The organism is Micromonospora sp. NPDC049049 (assembly GCF_040649115.1).
Lineage (GTDB): Bacteria > Actinomycetota > Actinomycetes > Mycobacteriales > Micromonosporaceae > Micromonospora.
In genome coordinates this window covers 61,276-79,356 of the sequence record NZ_JBEZEX010000025.1, presented here as the reverse complement: position 1 = coordinate 79,356, position 18,081 = coordinate 61,276, and the positions used below count along the sequence as shown (strand labels likewise).

The following is an 18,081-nucleotide window of genomic DNA, read 5'->3' as shown; positions in this document are numbered from 1 at the left end:
CCGGCTCAGCCGTTCCCGGTGAGCTGGAACGTCCGTGCCATCTCGTCGAAGATCGCCTTGCTCTCCGCGAACTTGGCGTCCGTGGAGGTGAGGTAGAACGAGTACGCCTTGCCGTCCTGGGCGACGCCTCGCCAGACACCGTGCCGCATCGCGTCACCCGCGCCGCAGGTGTACTCGAATTCGGCTGCCGGCTTGCTGGCCAGTTCGGTCTCGGTGGAGGAAATCTGGTTGTACGGCTTGACGCAGGAGGTGCTGCGGGTCTTGAGGCCGTTCTCGGCCGTCTCGGCCCACCGGACGGAGCTGCTGGTCCACTTCTCGGTGATGATGCGGACCTTACGGCCGCTGTCGGCCGGGTCGATGTAGTCGGTGTACGAGCCGCCGGTGGACTTCTTCCAGCCCTTCGGCACCATGACCTGGATTCCGCGGGCCGTGTGCTCCTGCATCTCGACGGTGGGGGCCGCCGGGGCGGACGTGGTGGGCTGCGCGGTCGGGGTGCTCGGCGGGGCGTCGTCGCCGCCGGAGAGCGCCACCGCGGTGAGCAGCAGCACGACGACCAGGCCGCCGGCCGCGGCGAGCTGCACCTTGCGTGGCCAGCCCTTGACCGTGGTGACGAGCTGACCACCGGTGGCCCGAGCCTTGTCCAGCGCGCTGCCGCCCGAAGCGGCGGGCGTGGTCGCCCAGGGTTGGCCGGTGCCCGGCACCGACCACTGGTTGCCGCCGCCGTAGGTGCCGCCGACGCGCTGGGTGGCCTCCGGTGCTGCCCCGCCGTACCCGACCTGCTGGGTGGCATCGGCCGGGCTGCCGTAGCTGACCCGCTGGGTGGCGTCGGGGTGCCCGCCGGCGTCCACCCGCTGGGTGGCGTCCGCGTTGCCGCCGTAGGTGCGCCCGGCCGCCGGTCGGCCCGTCGTCGGCATCGCGCCGGTCGGCGTGTGCAGCGGGCCGGCCAACGCGTCGGCGCTGGTCTCGTCGAGACCCCCGGTGGTGCCGGCCGGACGAGCTGCCGCCTGCGGGCGCTCGCCCCGGCGCAGCGAGGCCAGCCGGTCGGTCAGGGACTCGCCCGGGGCCAGCATCGCCTTGCCGCCGATCTGGCTGTCCGGCTTCGGCTCCGGCTGGGGCGGCGGGAGGACGGGGATGGGGCGCTGCTGCACCGGCACCACGGCGTACGGGTCGGTGACCGAGTGCACAGCCGTCGCCGTGCTGCCCAGCGGGCCGGCGAGCAGCTCGCGCAGCATGGCCCGGGAGGTGTGCACGTCGAGTCGGCGTGCCGGGTCCTTCTCGAGCAGACCCATCAGCACTCGGGTCAGCGGGCCGCTGCGCTGCGGTGGGGCGGGCGGGTCCTCCACCACGGCGTGCATGGTCTCGATCGGGTCGCCCTTGTCGAACGGGGGGCGCCCCTCGACAGCTGTGTAGAGCGTCACACCCAGTGAGAAGAGGTCACTCGGCGGCCCGAACTCCTGGCCCATGGCCCGCTCGGGCGAGATGAAGTGCGGTGAGCCGAGCACCATGCCCGGGGTGGTGAGCTGCACGTCGGTGGGCATCCGGGCGACCCCGAAGTCGGTCAGCACGCAGCGCCCGTCGGTGCAGATCAGCACGTTGGCGGGTTTGACGTCGCGGTGCAGCACGCCGATCGCGTGCGCGACCTCCAACGCGCCGAGCAGCGCAATGCCGATCTTGGCGACGGCCCGCGGGGCGACCGGCCCGTCCTCGATCACCATGTCGGCGAGGCTGCGGGCGTCCAGCAGCTCCATCACGATCCACGGCCGGCCCGCCTCGGTGACCACGTCGTACACCTGCACCACGGCGGGGTGCTGGATGGCGGCGGCGGCGCGGGCCTCGCGCAGGGTGCGTTCGTACATCGCGTCGCGGTCGCTGGGGGCCAGCCCCGGGGGCAGGACGACCTCCTTCACCGCCACGTCACGGCGCAGCAGGGTGTCTGTGGCGCGCCACACCGTGCCCATGCCGCCGTTGCCCACCGAGGACCGCAGCGAGTACCGGTCACCAATGGTGGTGCCGGGCGCCGCTCGTCCGTTGGCGGGACTGACTGGTCCGCCGCTCCACGTCGGGATCTGAGTCACAGAAAAGCCACCGGGGGAAATCGAGGGGGGCTGGGACACAACCCCCCTATCTTGCTGGTTCCGACGCCGGATGCGAAAGCCGACGCGGCGGACGTTTGTCGAAGTCGACAGAACGTGCCCTGTCGTTCACCTGCTGTCGACAGCTCGGGACGCACTGTGCGGTATCCCTCACCCGACGACGTGGCCAGGCGTCCTACCATCCGGGGATGAACCAACGGCGGTCAAGTGAGTCCGGTTTTCCGATCAACGGCGTCTACACGGAGGCCGACCTTCCGGAAGAACTGGACTCCCGGCTCGGCAGCCCGGGCGAGTTTCCGTACACCCGGGGTGTCTACCCCACCATGTACACCTCCCGCCCGTGGACGATGCGCCAGTACGCCGGCTTCGGCACCGCCACCGAGTCCAACGCGCGGTACCACCAGTTGTTGCGGGCCGGCACGATGGGCCTCTCGGTAGCGTTCGACCTGCCGACCCAGATGGGCTACGACTCGGACGAGCCGATCGCGCACGGCGAGGTCGGCAAGGTGGGTGTCGCGATCGACTCCATCGAGGACATGCGGCTGCTCTTCGCCGACATTCCACTGGACAAGGTGTCCACCTCGATGACCATCAACGCGCCCGGTTCGGTGCTGCTGCTGCTCTACCAGCTCGTCGCCGAGGAGAACGGGGTGCCGGGCACGGCGCTCAACGGCACCATCCAGAACGACATCCTCAAGGAGTACATCGCCCGGGGGACGTACATCTTCCCGCCGAAGCCGTCGCTGCGCCTGGTGGCCGACACGTTCGCGTACTGCCGCAGCGAGGTGCCGAAGTGGAACACCATCTCCATCTCGGGCTACCACATGGCGGAGGCCGGCGCGACGCCCGCGCAGGAGATCGCGTTCACGCTGGCCAACGGGGTGGAGTACGTGCGGGCGGCGCTGGCCGCCGGGCTCGCCGTCGACGACTTCGCGCCCCGGCTGTCGTTCTTCTTCGTGGCCCGCACCACGCTGCTGGAGGAGGTGGCGAAGTTCCGCGCCGCCCGGCGGATCTGGGCTCGGCTGATGCGTGACGACTTCGGCGCCAAGGATCCGAAGTCGATGATGCTGCGGTTCCACACCCAGACCGCGGGCGTGCAGCTCACCGCCCAGCAGCCGGAGGTGAACCTGGTTCGGGTGGCGGTGCAGGGTCTGGGCGCCGTGCTCGGTGGCACCCAGTCGCTGCACACCAACAGCTTCGACGAGGCGATCGCGCTGCCCACCGAGAAGGCGGCCCGGCTCGCGCTGCGTACCCAGCAGGTGCTGGCCTATGAGACGGACCTGACCTCCACCGTCGACCCGTTCGCCGGGTCGTACGTGGTGGAGGCGATGACCGCCGAGATCGAGGCCGCCGCCGTCGAGTTGATGGAGCGGGTGGCCGACCACGGCTCGGCGGTGGACGCGATCGAGGCCGGGTTCCAGAAGCGGGAGATCGAGCAGTCCGCGTACCGGATCGCCCAGGAGATCGACTCGGGGGAGCGGGTGGTGGTCGGGCTCAACCGGTTCACGGTGGACGAGGAGGAGCCGTACGAGCCGCTGCGGGTCGACCCGACGATCGAGGCGGCCCAGGCCGACCGGCTGGCCCGGTTGCGTTCCGAGCGGGACGCCGACGCGGTGGCACGGGCGCTCGCCGATCTTCGGGCCGCCGCCGAGGGTACGGAGAACGTGTTGTACCCGATGAAGGAGGCACTGCGGGCCCGCGCGACGGTGGGTGAGGTCTGCGGGACGTTGCGTGAGGTGTGGGGGTTGTACCGCCCCACTGACCGATTCTGAGCGTCCAGCCGCGACTGCGGCCTTCGGGGGTGCCGGTGTGTCCGGCGCTCTCAGCGGGTATCCGGTCGATTGAGCCGGGACGCACACCCTGTGCGCCCACGGCGGGTGGGTGCGTGTGAGCGTCCTTATCCGGCTCGTTGCGCTGTGTGGTCGGCTAATTGTCGGAGTGTCAGTTCATCACCCCGACTAATGCGACAATTTGGCAACGGGTCTCCGGCTGTCGACCGGGATTCGGGACCGCAGCGATCGGTTACGCGTTGTAGGAGGTGAGGGGCTGATGACGGCATTCGACCGTGATCTACCTGCTGTCCCCCACCTTGACGAGCGGCCCCAGCAGGGCATACGTGACTCTGCGCGGTCCGATCATTACCGTAACGAGGTTGCGCAGCGTCACCGTCGGAGGTCTAGGCTGTCTGCTGTCCCCGATGATCCATCCATTCCTAGTGATCGAGAATTCGACGTGACGAGTGCGTTGACGCTGCCCACGAGTGGCCAGCTGGCGTCGTCCTGGCCGGAGACGCCACCGGGATCCGAGCCCCTGCCCCGCGAGCTGGACCATCTTCTCGCGCTCCGGGTACCGGGGCTGATCGCTACGCGCCGTCACCTCCACTCGCACCCTGAGCTTTCCGGCAACGAGTTCGAGACGGCCGCGCTGATCGCCCGGGAGCTGTCGCTGGCCGGGCTGAGCCCGCGCCTGCTGCCCAAGGGCAACGGCGTGATCTGCGACGTCAACGGCAGGCCGGACGGCCCAGTCGTGGCACTGCGCGCCGACATCGACGCGCTGCCGCTGGACGACCCCAAGGACGTCCCGTACCGGTCGACAGTGGAGGGCGTCTGCCACGCCTGCGGGCACGACGTGCACACCTCGGTCCTGCTCGGCGTCGGCATGCTGCTGGCCCAACTCGCCGACCTCGGTGAGCTGGACGGTCGGGTCCGGCTCATCTTCCAGCCGGCCGAGGAGATCCTGCCCTGCGGTTCGCTGGAGGTCATCGAGGCCGGCGGCCTGGACGACGTGGTGCAGATCTTCGCGCTGCACTGCGACCCGAACCTGCCGGTGGGCCAGGTCGGCCTGCGGGTCGGCCCGATCACCGCGGCCGCCGACAACGTGACCGTCCGACTCTCCGGCCCGGGCGGGCACACCGCCCGCCCGCACCTGACCGTCGACATGGTCGACGCGCTCGGTCGGCTGATCACCGAGGTGCCGGCCCTGGTCAGTCGCCGGGTGCCGGCCAACAGCGGCCTGCTGCTGGTCTTCGGCCACGCCTCGGCCGGCACCCGCTACAACGTCATCCCGTCCGAGGCGAGCGCGTCCGGCACCCTCCGGGTGATGGATCGCGACACCTGGGAGAAGGCTCCCAAGATCGTCGCTCAGGTGGTGCGGGACGTGATCGCGCCGACCGGTGCCACTGTCGACCTGGAATACCTGCGCGGCCGGCCGCCGGTGTGCAACGACGCCCGCGCCATCCAGGTGCTGACCGCCGCCACCGCCGCCGCCCTCGGTCCGGACGGGATCGCCGAGACACCGCAGAGCATGGGCGGCGAGGACTTCTCCTGGTACCTGGAGTACGTCCCCGGTGCCCTCGCCCGGCTCGGCGTGGGTCGCGCCGGCCCCAACGTCGACCTGCACCGGGCGAGCTTCGACGTGGACGAGCGGTCCATCGCGGTCGGCGTCCGCGTCATGGTGCAGACCGCGTTGCGGGCACTGGCGGCGGCGCGCTGACCGGCGCGACCGGAGCCGAGGGCTTGCGCCGTCGGCGCAGCACCACCAGCAGCGCCACCAGCGGTACGCCCAGCGCCACCAGCCACGGCAGCAGTGCGCCCAGCACCGTGAGCAGGACGGTCATCGAGACGACGAACGCCTTCCAGCCGCCCTTGAGTCCGACCAGGAAGCCGGTCTCGGCCTTCTCCTCGGTGTCCTTCGCCGCCGGCCCGGCCAGCGACACGGTGATCGTGGAGAGGGCGGTCAGGTCGGCCAGGCGTCGCTTCTTGGCTTCCAGCGAGGCCAGGTCGGCCTCCCGTCGACCCAACTCGTTCTCCAGCGACACCAGGTCGGTGATCGAGGTGGCCCGGGACAGCAACCGGCGGGCGCTCTCCACCCGGGCCCGCTGACTGGTGATCCGGGCCTCCAGGTCGACCGTCTCCTCGGTGACGTCCTGAGTGTTGATCTCCCGGCTCTGCTGCCGACCGAGCTTCGCGATCTCCTCCACCACGCCGGTGAACTTCGCCGCCGGCACCCGCAACTCCAACTCCGCCACCGCGTCGGCGTCGGCGCTGTGCCGCTGGTCGCCGCCGACGAAGCCGCCGGCCCGACCGGCCGCGGCGGTGGCCTCGCGGGCGGCAGAGTCCACATCGTCCACCTGCACCCGCATCTTTCCGGTGTAGATGATCGCCCGCTGGTCGACCCGTAGGTCGGGTGCGCCCGCGCCGGCCCCCTCCGGTGCGCCCGCGGCGGCGTCCCGGTTCACCTCACCGCCGTTGGCGGCTGGCGCCTCGGCCGCCGTGCCCGCGCTGTCCTGCGCCCCGCTGTCGCCGGCACCGCACCCCGTCAGCGCCAGGGCCGCCGCCAGTGTCGTCGCCGCCAGCAGCGCACTGCGGCGTCGTCCCATCTGTCCGTCCATCCCCGCTCCCATCGTCGTCAGCCGGTGTGGCGATAGCTCGGACGCGACGCGCACACCGGCTGGTTCCGGCAGACTGCGCTGAGGACGTCACGATTCGATAATCGAGGAGTCACGATGCGGCTCACCAAGTACGCCCACTCCTGCCTTCGGGTGGAACACGACGGGGGAGTGCTCGTCGTCGATCCCGGGGTGTTCAGCGACCCAGCGGCGGCGCTGGACGGTGCGGACGCGGTGCTGATCACCCACGAACACCCCGACCACCTCGATCTGGCAGCGGTGCGCCTCCAACTCGACCGACAGCCGTTCCCGATCCACGGGCCCGCCTCGCTCGGCGAGGCCCTGGGCGACGCGGCCGACGTGCTGCGCCCGGTCAGCGCCGGTGAGTCGTTCACCGCCGCCGGGGTCGCCGTGCGCGCGTACGGGGGGCGGCACGCCGTGATCCACCCCGACATCCCGGTGGTCGACAACCTCGGTTACCTGATCAACGACGTGGTCTACCACCCGGGCGACTCCCTGGTCGTGCCCGACGAGACCCCCGTCGACACGCTCTTCGCGCCGATCCACGCCCCCTGGTCGAAGTTCTCCGAGGTGGTCGACTTCATCCGCGCGGTCGCGCCACGGCGCGCGTACGCCCTGCACGACGCGTTGCTCAACGACAAGGGGCTGGGCGTGCTCGACAGGCAGTACACAGCGCTGTCCGGCACCGAGTACCAGCGACTGGAGCCCGGTAGCCGGGTGGACGTCTGACCCGATGCCCGGCCTCTCCGCGGAGCTGGTGCAGCAGCTCTACCGCACCCCACCGGACCGGTTCGTGGCCGCCCGGGACCTCGCTGTGGCCGAGGCCCGCCGGGCCGGCGACGCGGCCACCGCCCGGCAACTGGCCCGGCTGCGTCGCCCGACGGTGGCCGCCTGGTTGGTGAACCTGCTCGCCATCGGACGCCCGGAGCTGGTCGCCGATCTGGTGCAGCTCGCCGATGCCCTGCGAGTCGCCCAGCGGGAGTTGCGGGGGCCCCGACTGCGGGAGCTGTCAGCGCAACGCCGGGCGGTGGTCGGCGCCCTGGTCGCCGAGGTTCGCAAGCTCGCCGCAGCCGAGCCGGACGCGCCACCGGCGAGCCGGCTGCCCCTGGCCGAGGTGGAGGCGACGCTGAACGCGGCGTTCTCCGACGCCGAGGTCGCCGAGCAGGTGCGGGCGGGCCGCCTGCTGCGGGCGGCCAGCTACGCCGGCTTCGGTGAGGTGCCCCGGCCGCAACTGCGACTGGTCACCGACGATGACGAGGAGCACGAGGAGGAACGCCCGGCCCGCCGACCCGGCCCCCAACGGGGCCGTCCCGAGGCGGCACCCCGTACGGACCGGGCGGCCGAGCGTGCCGAGCAGGCCGAACGGGCCGAACGGGCCGCACAGCGAGCGGCCCGAGCCGAGCGGGCCCGACAGCGCCGCGCCCTGGACCGGGAGTTGGCGAAGGCCCAGGCCGACCAGGAGCGGGCGGAGACCGAGCTGACCGAGGCGACCGGGCAGGAGCGCGACGGTGTGGCCGTACTCGATCGTCTTGAGGCCGAGTTGGCCGAGCTGGAGCGGCGGCGCGCGGTCGCCGAGCAGGATCTCAGCCGGGCCAAGCTCGCCCGGCGTGCCGCCGAGCGGGCGGTCACCGTGGCCCGGCGGCGCGCCGGCGAGGTCGAGGCGGCGGTCGAGGCACTGGCGGCCGAAGAGGGGGATGCGGACGCGGGCGGTGGCGCGGCAGACTGAGCATCGATGGACGACGACGAGTGTGCGCGCCGTGCACGGCGAGTGGCCCCGGGTCGGGGCGTGGTCGTGGTCGCCGGGCCGGGTTGCCCGAGCGGGGCGGCGCGGTGACTCCGGAGCAGGTCGCGGCCGCCAGTAAGCCTGTCGTGCTCGACCTGGGCGACGCCTTCAGTCGGGACCCGACGACGTTGCGCCGGGCCCGACTGCTCGGCATCTCCGGCTGGGCCTTCTACATCAGCGGCCGGGCCGGCGCGCTCGGCGGTGTGCGGGCCGAGACCGCCGCCGCCGCCCTCGGGTTCATCGCCCCGGACGCGGTCGCCGACGGTTGGGACGCCGCCGCCCGGGTCGTTCCGCCGTTCGAGGTGGCCGCCGCGAGCCTCGCCGAATGCTGCCGGTGGGGGGCGCAGCAGCTCGGCCCGCTGCCCGGCACCGAGCGCCTGTCGGCGCTCGTCGAGCGGGCGGTGGTGGCGGCGGAGGCCAGTGGGATGCCGCTCTTCGCCGCGTGGCGGGCCATGCCGCTTCCGGATCTCTCACCCGGGGCTCGCAGCGCCGCCGGTCTGCGGCTACTCCGGGAACACTTCACCGGCGCCTACCTGCTGGCGGTACGCGCGGCCGGGATGACCCCGCTGGAGGCCGTGCTGTCCGGGCCGGAGGGCGAGGCCGGGGCGGTGGCCTGTGGCTGGCCACCGCCGTACCCGCCGATCGGGCCGTTGGTGCGCCGCCGGCTCTGGGCGGAGGCGGTGACCAACCGACTGGCCGCGCCGGCGTTCACGGCCCTCGGGCCCGCCGACGGCGCGGAGTTGGTGGAGTTGCTGCACCGCACCCGTGTCGACCTCGGCTGAGCCTCCCGTCGGCCGGGAAAATGGGCGGCGCCGGAGCGGATCGGCTGCCAGGATGTCCTGCCGTGACCCTTCCCGCTGGTTGGACGACGCGCCGACCCACCCTCGACGACGTGCCGGCGATCCTCGCGGTGGTGCACGCCGCCGACACCTTCGCCATCGGTCATCCCGACTTCGACGCCGAGGACGTCGCGGCGTCGCTGACCGCCCCCCACTTCGACCCGACCCGGGACTCCTGGCTGGCCATCGACCCCGACGACACAGTTGTCGGCTGGGCGACGGTGGACAACCCGACCGGGCTGGGCCGGGAGTTCGTGGAGGTCTACGTCGATCCGGCACGGGCCGCCGCCGTCCGCGCGCCGTTGCTGCTGCGCCAACTCGACCGCGTCGCCGAGCGCGCTGCCGAGCGGGGGCTGCCGTCACTCACCGTCCGCTGCGCGGTCTTCGCGCCGGAACGCGACTGGGAACGCGCCCTGCGCGGGCTCGGGTTCGCCCTCGTCAAGCGGTACGTCCGGATGAGCCGGCCGCTGGACGACCTGCCCGACGAGCCGACCGGGCCGTCGGCCGTGACGGTGCGGCCGGTCCGCCCGGACGACGAGACCGATCTGGTGGAGTTCCACCGGATCTACGAGGACGCCTTCGGCGACACCCCGGACCACGAGCCGCTGTCGTACGAGCGGTGGCGGGCCCGGATCGGCGACCTGACCGCCTGGGACGAGTGGTTCGTCGCCGAGGTGGACGGGGTGCCGGTCGGCGCGTTGCAGTCCTCGGACCAGGCGCTCGACCAGCAGTCGGGTTGGGTGAAGAGCCTGTCGGTGCGGTCCGCGTACCGTCGCCGGGGCGTGGGTGCGGCGTTGCTGCGCCGCGCCTTCGCCCGCTACGCCGAGAAGGGGCGGCGGGCGGTCGGCCTGGGCGTCGACCTCACCAACCCGACCGCCCCGCTGTCGCTGTACCGGTCGGTGGGCCTGCGGGAGACCCAGTGGACCGACATGTATGAACTTTCCGTGCCGGCGGCCGGTGTGTGATTGACGACCCCGGTCCGGCCCGACCGGCGCTCCGCTCGACAGCGGTAGCACACTGGGGACGTGCGATACGCGCTGCTACGCCGAGGCGGTGCCGGTGGGGCGGGCCCGCAGCTCGGTGACGTAGTCGTCCGGGGCGCCCGCCTTCTCGGCGGCGTTCGCGATCTCCGACAGGTACCAGGAGGTCGGCAGGCCACCCTCGTACCCGTTGAAGACGTAGATCCAGGCGGTCACGTCGCCGTCGAGGGTGGAGACCCGGACGTGCAGCTTGCGGTACGTGCCGGCGGTCACCCCCTCGAGTTCGTCGAGTTGGCCCGCGTCGTAGGGGTGGATGTCGTAGAGCGCCACGAAGACCCGGTCGCCGGGAGACTCGACGAGGGTGCTCACCGCGCCCTCCCAGCCGATCATGTCCGCCCCGGCGAAGGTCAGCCGCCAGCCCTCCAGCCAGCCGGTGCCGACCATCGGCGAATGCGGACAGTAGGCGCGCATCCGGGCGGGATCGAGATTTGAGCCGTAGGCGGCGTGATGACGCACGGCGATGACGATAGCCCGGCCGACGGGTGGGGGAGAATACGACAGTGCGTGTCGAATGCGCTCGGGAGAAGAAAGTCACTGTGAGCATGGACGAAGGGCGAACGCTGTGAGCCGGATCGTGATCATCGGCGGAGGGCCGGCCGGGTACGAGGCGGCACTGGTCGCCGCCCAGCTGGACGCCGATGTCACAGTGGTGGAGGCCGACGGTGCGGGCGGCGCCTGCGTGCTCTCCGACTGCGTACCGTCGAAGACCTTCATCGCCAGCTCGGGGGTGGTCACCGGCTACCGCGACACCGAGGAGTTCGGGGTGCACTCGGACGGCCTGGAGGCGGTCACCGTCGACGCGCGCGCGGTGCACGGGCGGGTCAAGCGGCTGGCCCTGGCGCAGTCCGCGGACATCCACGCCAAGCTGCTGAAGGCGGGAGTCACCTTCGTGGCCGGCACCGCCCGGCTCGGCGAGGACTCCCTCGGGCACACCCACCGGGTCGTCGTCACCCCCGCCGACGGCGCGGAGGAATACTCGATCGACGCGTCCACCGTGCTGGTGGCCACCGGCTCGACGCCCCGTCAGCTGCCCACCGCCGTACCGGACGGTGAGCGCATCCTGACCTGGCGACAGGTGTACGACCTGCCGGAGCTGCCCGAGCACCTGATCGTGGTCGGGTCCGGCGTGACCGGTGCCGAGTTCGCCAGCGCGTACCTGGCGATGGGGGTCGAGGTCACCCTGGTCTCCAGCCGGGACCGGGTGATGCCGCACGAGGACGCCGACGCCGCCTCCGCCATCGAGCGGGTGTTCCGCAACCGGGGCATGGAGATCCTCAACAACTCCCGGGCCGACGCGGTCCGGCGTACCGCCGACGGCGTCGAGGTGGAGCTCTCCGACGGCCGCAAGGTGACCGGCTCACACGCGCTGATCACCGTCGGTTCGATCCCGAACACCGCCAACCTGGGTCTGACCGAGTACGGGGTGGAGCTGGGCCGGGGCGGTTACCTGACTGTCGACCGGGCTTCCCGGACCAACGTGCCCGGCATCTACGCCGCCGGCGACTGTACGGGCGTGCTGTTGCTGGCCAGTGTCGCCGCCATGCAGGGCCGGATCGCCATGTGGCACGCGCTCGGTGAGGCGGTCCGCCCGCTGCGGCTGCGTACCGTCGCGGCGAACGTCTTCACCGACCCGGAGCTGGCCACCGTGGGTGTCTCGCAGGACGAGGTCGACGCGGGCAAGGTGCCGGCCCGGCAGGTGATGCTGCCGTTGTCCGGCAACGCCCGGGCCAAGATGGACGACCTCTCCGACGGTTTCGTGAAGCTGTTCTGCCGTCCCGCCAGCGGTCAGGTGATCGGCGGTGTGGTGGTCGCTCCGAAGGCCAGCGAGCTGATCCTGCCCATCACGATGGCGGTGGAGAACAACCTCACTGTCAACGAGCTGGCCCAGACCATCACCATCTACCCGAGCCTGTCCGGCTCCATCACCGAGGCGGCCCGTCAGCTCATGCTGCACGAGCTGGAGTGACCCGACCGGCGTGCGGGTCGGGTCAGGCTCGTCGCCACCGTCACCAGGACCGCCACCTCGGCGAGGATCAGGAGGCGTTCGGCCAGGCCGATGAGCATCCGGTCGCCGGGGTAGGCGGACCAGATCATCGCCGCCGCCAGGGCCAGGCTCAACAGGACCAGGGTGCGTAGCGTCCGGGCGGCGGGCGTCAGGTCGGGTCGGCGGGCGAGCAACCAACCGGCCACCGGCAACGCCAGGAAAGCGATCACCGACGCGTACCGGTGCAGGTAGGCGGCGGTGGTCATGGCGGTGCCCGGCTCGTTCGTCGGCACCACGGCGGCCAGCAGCAGCCCACCCACCCACGCGCCGAGCAGCAGCTCTGCCGTTCGACCGGAGCGCGGTCGGGGTGGGCTGGCGCGGCGCAGTCCGTAGAGCAACGCCACGGTGGCGAGCGCGAGCACCACCATGGCGATGTCGATGACGCCGCCGCGGTCGGAGACCGCGAAGTCGCTGATGGTCAACGCCCACGGGTTGAGGTCGTCGTTGACTTCGAGGTGGCCGATCACTGTGAGCAGCGCCGCCAGGGCGATCCCGCCCAGGGCCAGCAGGCCGGTACTCCGGGTAACAGGCATGCCTCAGCCTGTCGCCGCACACACCCCAGCCGAATCCGGGACAGCCACCGAAATAGTCCCCCGGGACCACCCCTAGAGGCCTTCCGGCATTTGGCAGTCACGTGCTTCTGCGCATCCGTGAACTTCCGATGGTCGCGACGACCCTCGCCAGGTCAGGCGACGTTCAGCTGGATGTTCCCAATGCGGGCGACGATGTCGAGATGACCACCCAGGCCGGTGACGTAGGCGCGGAGTGATTCCAGGCTGGTGTGCTCGCCATTCTCGATCTGGCTGATCCTCGCCTGCGTCAGCCCTGCCGCCTCGGCCAGTTGCACCTGAGTCATACCCAGGTGCTTGCGGATCTCTGCCAGCTGCGCCCCACTGACCGCTGCCAGCATCTGCTCACGGTGCTGAGCGCGCCGGGAGGTCCTGTCCGGATCTGCCCAGGATGGATCGAGCGCGCGGGCCTTCGCCTTGACGTCCTGCCAGTCAGCTCCATCGGTCATCTCTGTGTTTCCCTCAGCCTGGAGAGGTGCTCCTGAAACCGGTCGTCCGCCAACGGGACCGCCGTCTTGTACCAAGTCTGCCACTGGCCCGACTTGTCGCCAGCGACCAGAAAACAGCTTCTCGAACGGGATCAAAAGCGAAGATCATGCGGACCTCCGTGGAGCCAGTCGACCCAGGTCGCAGCTCCTTCATATGGTGGAAGATGCTGCCTTTGAGGCGGTCAACCAGGGGACGCCCGAGCGCCGGCCCGTGTTCGGCGAGGAGGTCGATGGCCTCGCTGACGAGGTCGGCGCTGGCGGGATCCGTCTTGCAGAGGTCGAGGAACCACTCCTCGACCTCAGGATGAAGTTTGACGTCCCACATGCTGCCAATATAAGTGCAGCTTATACCCCGCAGATCCAACGACACTCAGTCGATGGGGACGTCGACCGCGGCCACTGCGGCGGCGGCGCGGGCGTGGCGGGCGCTCACCACTGTCATCGCCCAACCGGCGGCGGCGAAGCCGGCGGCTGCGGCGGTGGCGATGATGGCCAGCCGCCAGGCCGACTCGGTCAGTGCGGTGCCGCCCAGGTGCCCGACCAGCGCGCCGTAGGTGGCCCAGCCCAGCGCGGCTACGGCCTCGTAGAGCACGAACAGGCGGTACGGGTAGCGGCTGCGCCCGGCCGAGAAGCAGGCTGCCATCCGCCCGCCGGGCACGAACCGGCAGAGCAGGATGACCAGCGGCCCAGGTTGTCGCAGCCCCTGGGTGACTCGGCTGGCCACCCGGCGGGCGCGGCTCAGCTCGGCGTGCCGGGGTGGCCGCCGATCCGGTGCGCTGCGCCCCAGCAGGTAGCAGGCCAGGTCGCCGGCGAATACGCCGAGCGCGCCGACGGCGATGGTGACCGGCAGGCTGAGCCCGCCGTAGACGGTGAGCGCACCACTGGTGATCATGACGATCTGGGTGGGAATCACCGGCACGAAGGCGTCCGCGATCAGCAGCGCGAGCAGCACCAGGTACGCCCACGTCGGCGACGCGACGTCAGTCAGAAGTTCGGGCACGCCTGCCACCTCGCCGAATGCGGCCGATTGGGTGTCTTGAGCCTGACGTCGTGTCCGGCGTCACGGTGGACGGCCCCGGCCCGTCGTGACCGTCGACACGACTGGGCCACCCAGCTACAACGAGTCCGATCGGTGCCGGGTGACGGTTTCGGAGGCGGTTCCACCCGTTCGAGGCGGGCGGCAGAACGCCGTTCGTCGGCGTACCGTTGTCGGCGCGGCCACGCCCGTCGGGTCCCCCGTTCCTGACGATTCGGCCGCCAGGGCCGCCGGCGGGTCCCGCGCCGGCGGCCCACCCCTCCGCCGCGAAATCCGGGTGCATCCCTGATGGTCGCGCGGGTACGGTCGCCACATGCGCAGCGCGGTAGTGATGACCACGACGCCGGGTGTCCCCGGCGCGCCGCTCTGACGTAACCACAGTCGACCAGGCCCCGGGGCGATCCGCCCCGAGGGCAGCGCGCCGAACGGAGCTCAGGTCGCCTCCGGGTCGTACCCGATCCAGGAGCCCGACATGATCGACCACCGTAGGCTCGGCCGTGAGCTGGACCTCTTCGTCTCCGACCCGCTGGCCGGCGCCGGCCTGCCGATCTGGCTGCCGGCCGGTGCCGCCGCCCGGCATGCCGTCGAGGAGTACGTCCGGGAGTTGGAGCGCCGCTCCGGCCACCAGCACGTCTACTCGCCGCCGCTGGGCAAGCGGGAACTCTTCGAACTCTCCGGCCATCTCGGCTACTTCGCCGACGACATGTTCCCGCCGATGCGGCTGAGCGCCGACGACGAGTTCGTGCTCCGGCCGGCGCTCTGCCCGCACCACGCGCTCGTCTTCCGGGCCCGGGGCCGCTCCTACCGGGAGTTGCCGTTGCGGATCGCGGAGCTGGGCGGGATGTACCGCTCGGAGCGCTCCGGTGTGCTCGGCGGGCTGTCCCGGGTACGCGCCATCTCGCTCAACGACGCGCACACCTTCTGCGCCCCGGAGCAGGTCGGCGCGGAGGTCGTCGAGATCCTCGGACTGATCCGTGCCGCGCACGCCGCGCTCGGTGTCCGGCCGGCCGGGTTCCGGCTGTCGCTGCGCGGGCCGGGCGAGAAGTACGTCGGCGACGACGCCCAGTGGGCCCACGCCGAGGAGTTGCTTCGGGAGGCGCTGGCCGGGATGGAGTACGTCGAGGCACCGGGGGAGGCTGCCTTCTACGGTCCGAAGATCGACATCCAGATCGTCGACGCCGCCGGCCGGGAGTCGACCATCTCCACCGTCCAACTGGACTTCGACAAGCCGGAACGGTTCGACCTGTCGTACACCGACTCGGACGGCAGCCGGCGTCGCCCGGTGATGGTGCACCGCAGCCTGGTCGGCAGCATGGAGCGGCTGTTCGCGTACCTCATCGAGGTGCACGAGGGGGCCTTTCCCGCCTGGTACGCGCCCGTCCAGTTGGTGCTGCTGCCCGTCGACGACGGCCAGGCCGACGCGGCGGCCGACCTGGCCCGACGGGCTCGCGACGCCGGCCTGCGGGTCGAGGTCGACGTCGCCGGCTCGCTGGGCGCCCGGGTACGGGACGCGGCCCGCCGCCGCGTCCCGTACCTCGGAGTGCTGGGGGCCCGGGAGGTGGCCGACGGGCACCTCGCGCTGCGCCTGCGCGGCGGCCGCGCCCTGGCTCCGATGCCCGCCGACGCGGCTCTCGCCCTGATCGGCGGGCAGGTCGACGCCCGCGCGACCGACCTGCTGCCGTCGGACTGACACGCCCACCGATCGTCTCGCGCGCACGGCCGCCCGACCTCAGACCGATGCCGGTTGGGCGGCCGGTTCCTCGTCGACCACAGCGCCGGTGAACTGGGAGCGGTAGAGCCGGTGGTACGCGCCCTGGGCGGCGAGCAACTGCTCGTGGGTGCCCTGCTCGACGATCCGGCCGTCCTCCATCATCAGGATCAGGTCGGCGTCGCGGATGGTGGACAGCCGGTGCGCGATGACGAAGCTGGTCCGGTCCGAGCGCAGCGCGGCCATCGCCCGTTGCAGCAGCACCTCGGTACGGGTGTCCACCGAGCTGGTGGCCTCGTCGAGGATCAGCAGCGACGGCTCGGCGAGGAACGCCCGCGCGATGGTGATGAGCTGCTTCTCGCCGGCGCTGACGTTGCTGCCCTCCTCGTCGATGACGGTGTCGTAACCGTCGGGCAGGCTGCGCACGAACCGGTCCACGAAGGTGGCCCGGGCGGCGGCGAGGATCTCCTCCTCGGTGGCGTCCGGTCGCCCGTAGGCGATGTTGTCCCGGATGGTGCCGCCGAACAGCCAGGTGTCCTGGAGCACCATGCCGATCCGGCCGCGCAGGTCGTCGCGGCGCATCGTGGTGATGTCCACCCCGTCGAGCGTGATCCGGCCCGCGTCCAGCTCGTAGAAGCGCATCACCAGGTTGACCAGGGTGGTCTTGCCGGCGCCGGTCGGGCCGACGATGGCCACCGTGTGTCCGGGCTCGGCGACCAGCGAAAGGTCGTCGATCAGCGGCTTGTCCGGCTCGTAGCGGAACGAGACGTGCTCGAACTCGACCCGACCGTGCGGGTCGGTGACCCGGGCCGGCGCGACCGGGTCGGGGGTCTGCTCGTCCGCGTCGAGCACCGCGAAGACCCGTTCGGCCGACGCCACCCCGGACTGGAGCAGGTTGGCCATCGAGGCGAGCTGGGTGAGCGGCTGGGTGAACTGGCGGGAGTACTGGATGAACGCCTGCACGTCGCCGAGGCTCATCGTGCCGGAGGCGACCCGCAGCCCACCGACCACGGCGATCGCCACGTAGCTCAGGTTTCCGATGAACATCATCGACGGCATGATGATTCCGGAGATGAACTGCGCCCCGAAGCTGGCCCGGAACAACTCCTCGTTCTTCGCGTGGAACGCGGCCTCGACCTCACGCTGCCGGCCGAAGACCTTCACCAGCTCGTGGCCGGTGTACGCCTCCTCGATCTGGCCGTTCAACTCGCCGGTGTGCGTCCACTGGGCGATGAACTGCTTCTGCGAGCGCTTGGCGATGCGCTGGGTCACCAGCACCGACAACGGCACCGCGACCAGGGCCACCAGGGCCAGCACCGGCGAGATCCAGAACATCACGGCCAGCACGCCGACGACGGTCAGCAGCGAGGTGAGCAGCTGGCTGAGGGTCTGCTGGAGGCTGGTGGAGATGTTGTCGATGTCGTTCGTGACCCGGCTGAGCAGCTCACCGCGCGGCTGCCTGTCGAAGTAGGGCAGCGGCAGCCGGTTGAGCTTCTCTTCCACCTCGGCGCGCAGCCGCAGCACCGTGCGCTGGACCACCCCGTTGAGCAGCCAACCCTGCCACCAGGACAGCAGACTCGCCGCCAGGTAGAGCCCGAGCGCCAGCAGCAGCACCCGACTCAGTGCGTGGAAGTCGATGCCCACCCCGGGCACCACGTCCATCCTGGCCAGCATGTCGGCGAAGCTGTTGTTGCCGCTGGCCCGGGCCGCCGCGACGGCCTGGTCGGCGGTGGTGCCGGCGGGCAGTTGCCGGCCGATCACCCCAGTGAAGATCAGGTCGGTGGCGTGGCCGAGGATCTTCGGTCCGGCCACGCTGAACCCGACGCTCACCAGGGCCAACGTGATGATCGCGGCCAGGTGCAGTCGGTGCGAGCGCAGCCGGCCGAGCAGCCGTCGGGCCGACGGGCCGAAGTTCATCGACTTCTCGGCGGGCATTCCGGCGCTCATCCATCCCGGACCGCCGCCCTGACGGCCGGGTGGCAGCCGCTTCGGCGTCGGCGCGCCACTGCCGGTCCCCGGCGCGGTCTCCCCGCCGGGCTGCCGCGCGGTCTCATCCGGCGTCCGTCCGTCGCC

General features: G+C 71.5%; 15 protein-coding genes and 1 pseudogene. 8 read left to right on the top strand and 8 right to left on the bottom strand.

Going from position 1 to position 18,081, the window contains the following annotated elements:
• Positions 1-5 precede the first annotated feature (5 nt).
• Positions 6-2,075, bottom strand: a complete 2,070-nt coding sequence (locus AB0B68_RS23715; protein ID WP_357206411.1) for a protein kinase — start codon at positions 2,073-2,075, stop codon at positions 6-8.
• Between the two features lie 206 nt (positions 2,076-2,281).
• Between AB0B68_RS23715 and AB0B68_RS23710 the strand changes: the two genes are divergently transcribed.
• The gene (locus tag AB0B68_RS23710) at positions 2,282-3,865 is read left to right on the top strand and encodes a methylmalonyl-CoA mutase family protein (RefSeq protein ID WP_355009484.1); all 1,584 of its coding nucleotides are present in this window, start codon (positions 2,282-2,284) and stop codon (positions 3,863-3,865) included.
• Between the two features lie 460 nt (positions 3,866-4,325).
• Positions 4,326-5,585 (top strand): amidohydrolase, encoded by a 1,260-nt coding sequence (locus AB0B68_RS23705; protein ID WP_355009483.1) that lies wholly within the window; start codon positions 4,326-4,328, stop codon positions 5,583-5,585.
• Here the strand turns inward: AB0B68_RS23705 and AB0B68_RS23700 are convergent.
• A complete protein-coding gene (locus AB0B68_RS23700; RefSeq protein ID WP_357206414.1) occupies positions 5,542-6,504 on the bottom strand; it encodes a DUF4349 domain-containing protein in 963 nt (320 codons plus the stop codon). The two genes, AB0B68_RS23705 and AB0B68_RS23700, sit on opposite strands and share 44 nt — an antisense overlap.
• 93 nt (positions 6,505-6,597) lie before the next feature.
• Between AB0B68_RS23700 and AB0B68_RS23695 the strand changes: the two genes are divergently transcribed.
• The 4 genes from AB0B68_RS23695 (at position 6,598) to AB0B68_RS23680 (ending at position 10,088) form a co-directional block, all read left to right on the top strand.
• Entirely contained in the window at positions 6,598-7,230 is a 633-nt protein-coding gene (locus tag AB0B68_RS23695) for an MBL fold metallo-hydrolase (RefSeq protein WP_357206033.1), read from the top strand.
• A 4-nt stretch (positions 7,231-7,234) separates the two neighbouring features.
• Positions 7,235-8,227: a hypothetical protein gene (locus AB0B68_RS23690; RefSeq protein WP_357206031.1), complete on the top strand. Its 993-nt coding sequence runs from the start codon at positions 7,235-7,237 to the stop codon at positions 8,225-8,227.
• Positions 8,228-8,331: 104 nt separating this feature from the next.
• The gene (locus tag AB0B68_RS23685) at positions 8,332-9,066 is read left to right on the top strand and encodes a hypothetical protein (RefSeq protein ID WP_357188423.1); all 735 of its coding nucleotides are present in this window, start codon (positions 8,332-8,334) and stop codon (positions 9,064-9,066) included.
• Positions 9,067-9,128: 62 nt separating this feature from the next.
• Positions 9,129-10,088 (top strand): GNAT family N-acetyltransferase, encoded by a 960-nt coding sequence (locus AB0B68_RS23680; RefSeq protein ID WP_357206025.1) that lies wholly within the window; start codon positions 9,129-9,131, stop codon positions 10,086-10,088.
• Between the two features lie 75 nt (positions 10,089-10,163).
• On the opposite strand, the gene AB0B68_RS23675 is transcribed toward AB0B68_RS23680, so the two are convergent.
• On the bottom strand, positions 10,164-10,619 hold the full coding sequence (locus AB0B68_RS23675) for a gamma-glutamylcyclotransferase (protein ID WP_355009477.1): 456 nt from the start codon (positions 10,617-10,619) through the stop codon (positions 10,164-10,166).
• 106 nt (positions 10,620-10,725) lie between these two features.
• On the opposite strand from AB0B68_RS23675, the gene AB0B68_RS23670 reads away from it, so the two are divergent.
• Entirely contained in the window at positions 10,726-12,129 is a 1,404-nt protein-coding gene (locus AB0B68_RS23670) for an NAD(P)H-quinone dehydrogenase (protein WP_357206022.1), read from the top strand.
• Here AB0B68_RS23670 and AB0B68_RS23665 read toward each other — a convergent pair.
• From AB0B68_RS23665 to AB0B68_RS23650, 4 genes and pseudogenes are all read right to left on the bottom strand, one after another.
• Positions 12,102-12,740, bottom strand: a complete 639-nt coding sequence (locus AB0B68_RS23665) for a DUF998 domain-containing protein (protein ID WP_357206019.1) — start codon at positions 12,738-12,740, stop codon at positions 12,102-12,104. The genes AB0B68_RS23670 and AB0B68_RS23665 overlap by 28 nt on opposite strands.
• A 152-nt stretch (positions 12,741-12,892) precedes the next feature.
• The gene (locus tag AB0B68_RS23660) at positions 12,893-13,225 is read right to left on the bottom strand and encodes a helix-turn-helix transcriptional regulator (RefSeq protein ID WP_357206017.1); all 333 of its coding nucleotides are present in this window, start codon (positions 13,223-13,225) and stop codon (positions 12,893-12,895) included.
• Positions 13,222-13,589, bottom strand: a pseudogene (locus AB0B68_RS23655) (type II toxin-antitoxin system RelE/ParE family toxin). Before AB0B68_RS23655 ends, AB0B68_RS23660 begins: the two are co-directional and overlap by 4 nt.
• 45 nt (positions 13,590-13,634) lie before the next feature.
• Positions 13,635-14,264 carry a DedA family protein gene (locus tag AB0B68_RS23650; RefSeq protein ID WP_112732530.1) on the bottom strand — a complete coding sequence of 210 codons (630 nt, stop codon included), beginning with the start codon at positions 14,262-14,264 and terminating at the stop codon, positions 13,635-13,637.
• Positions 14,265-14,772: 508 nt separating this feature from the next.
• Here AB0B68_RS23650 and thrS point away from each other — a divergent pair.
• On the top strand, positions 14,773-15,990 hold the full coding sequence (gene thrS, locus AB0B68_RS23645; protein ID WP_357197941.1) for a threonine--tRNA ligase: 1,218 nt from the start codon (positions 14,773-14,775) through the stop codon (positions 15,988-15,990).
• Positions 15,991-16,029: 39 nt separating this feature from the next.
• Here thrS and AB0B68_RS23640 read toward each other — a convergent pair whose 3' ends face one another.
• On the bottom strand, positions 16,030-17,955 hold the full coding sequence (locus AB0B68_RS23640) for an ABC transporter ATP-binding protein (protein ID WP_357262744.1): 1,926 nt from the start codon (positions 17,953-17,955) through the stop codon (positions 16,030-16,032).
• Positions 17,956-18,081 lie beyond the last annotated feature (126 nt).

What these genes read in the sequence shown, in the direction of transcription:
- AB0B68_RS23690 (WP_357206031.1), top strand. Translation starts at nt 7,235, where the DNA reads ATGCCCGGCCTCTCCGCGGAGCTGGTGCAGCAGCTCTACCGCACCCCA.
- AB0B68_RS23640 (WP_357262744.1), bottom strand. Translation starts at nt 17,955, where the DNA reads ATGAGCGCCGGAATGCCCGCCGAGAAGTCGATGAACTTCGGCCCGTCG.
- thrS (WP_357197941.1), top strand. Translation starts at nt 14,773, where the DNA reads ATGATCGACCACCGTAGGCTCGGCCGTGAGCTGGACCTCTTCGTCTCC.
- AB0B68_RS23660 (WP_357206017.1), bottom strand. Translation starts at nt 13,225, where the DNA reads ATGACCGATGGAGCTGACTGGCAGGACGTCAAGGCGAAGGCCCGCGCG.
- AB0B68_RS23710 (WP_355009484.1), top strand. Translation starts at nt 2,282, where the DNA reads ATGAACCAACGGCGGTCAAGTGAGTCCGGTTTTCCGATCAACGGCGTC.
- AB0B68_RS23665 (WP_357206019.1), bottom strand. Translation starts at nt 12,740, where the DNA reads ATGCCTGTTACCCGGAGTACCGGCCTGCTGGCCCTGGGCGGGATCGCC.
- AB0B68_RS23695 (WP_357206033.1), top strand. Translation starts at nt 6,598, where the DNA reads ATGCGGCTCACCAAGTACGCCCACTCCTGCCTTCGGGTGGAACACGAC.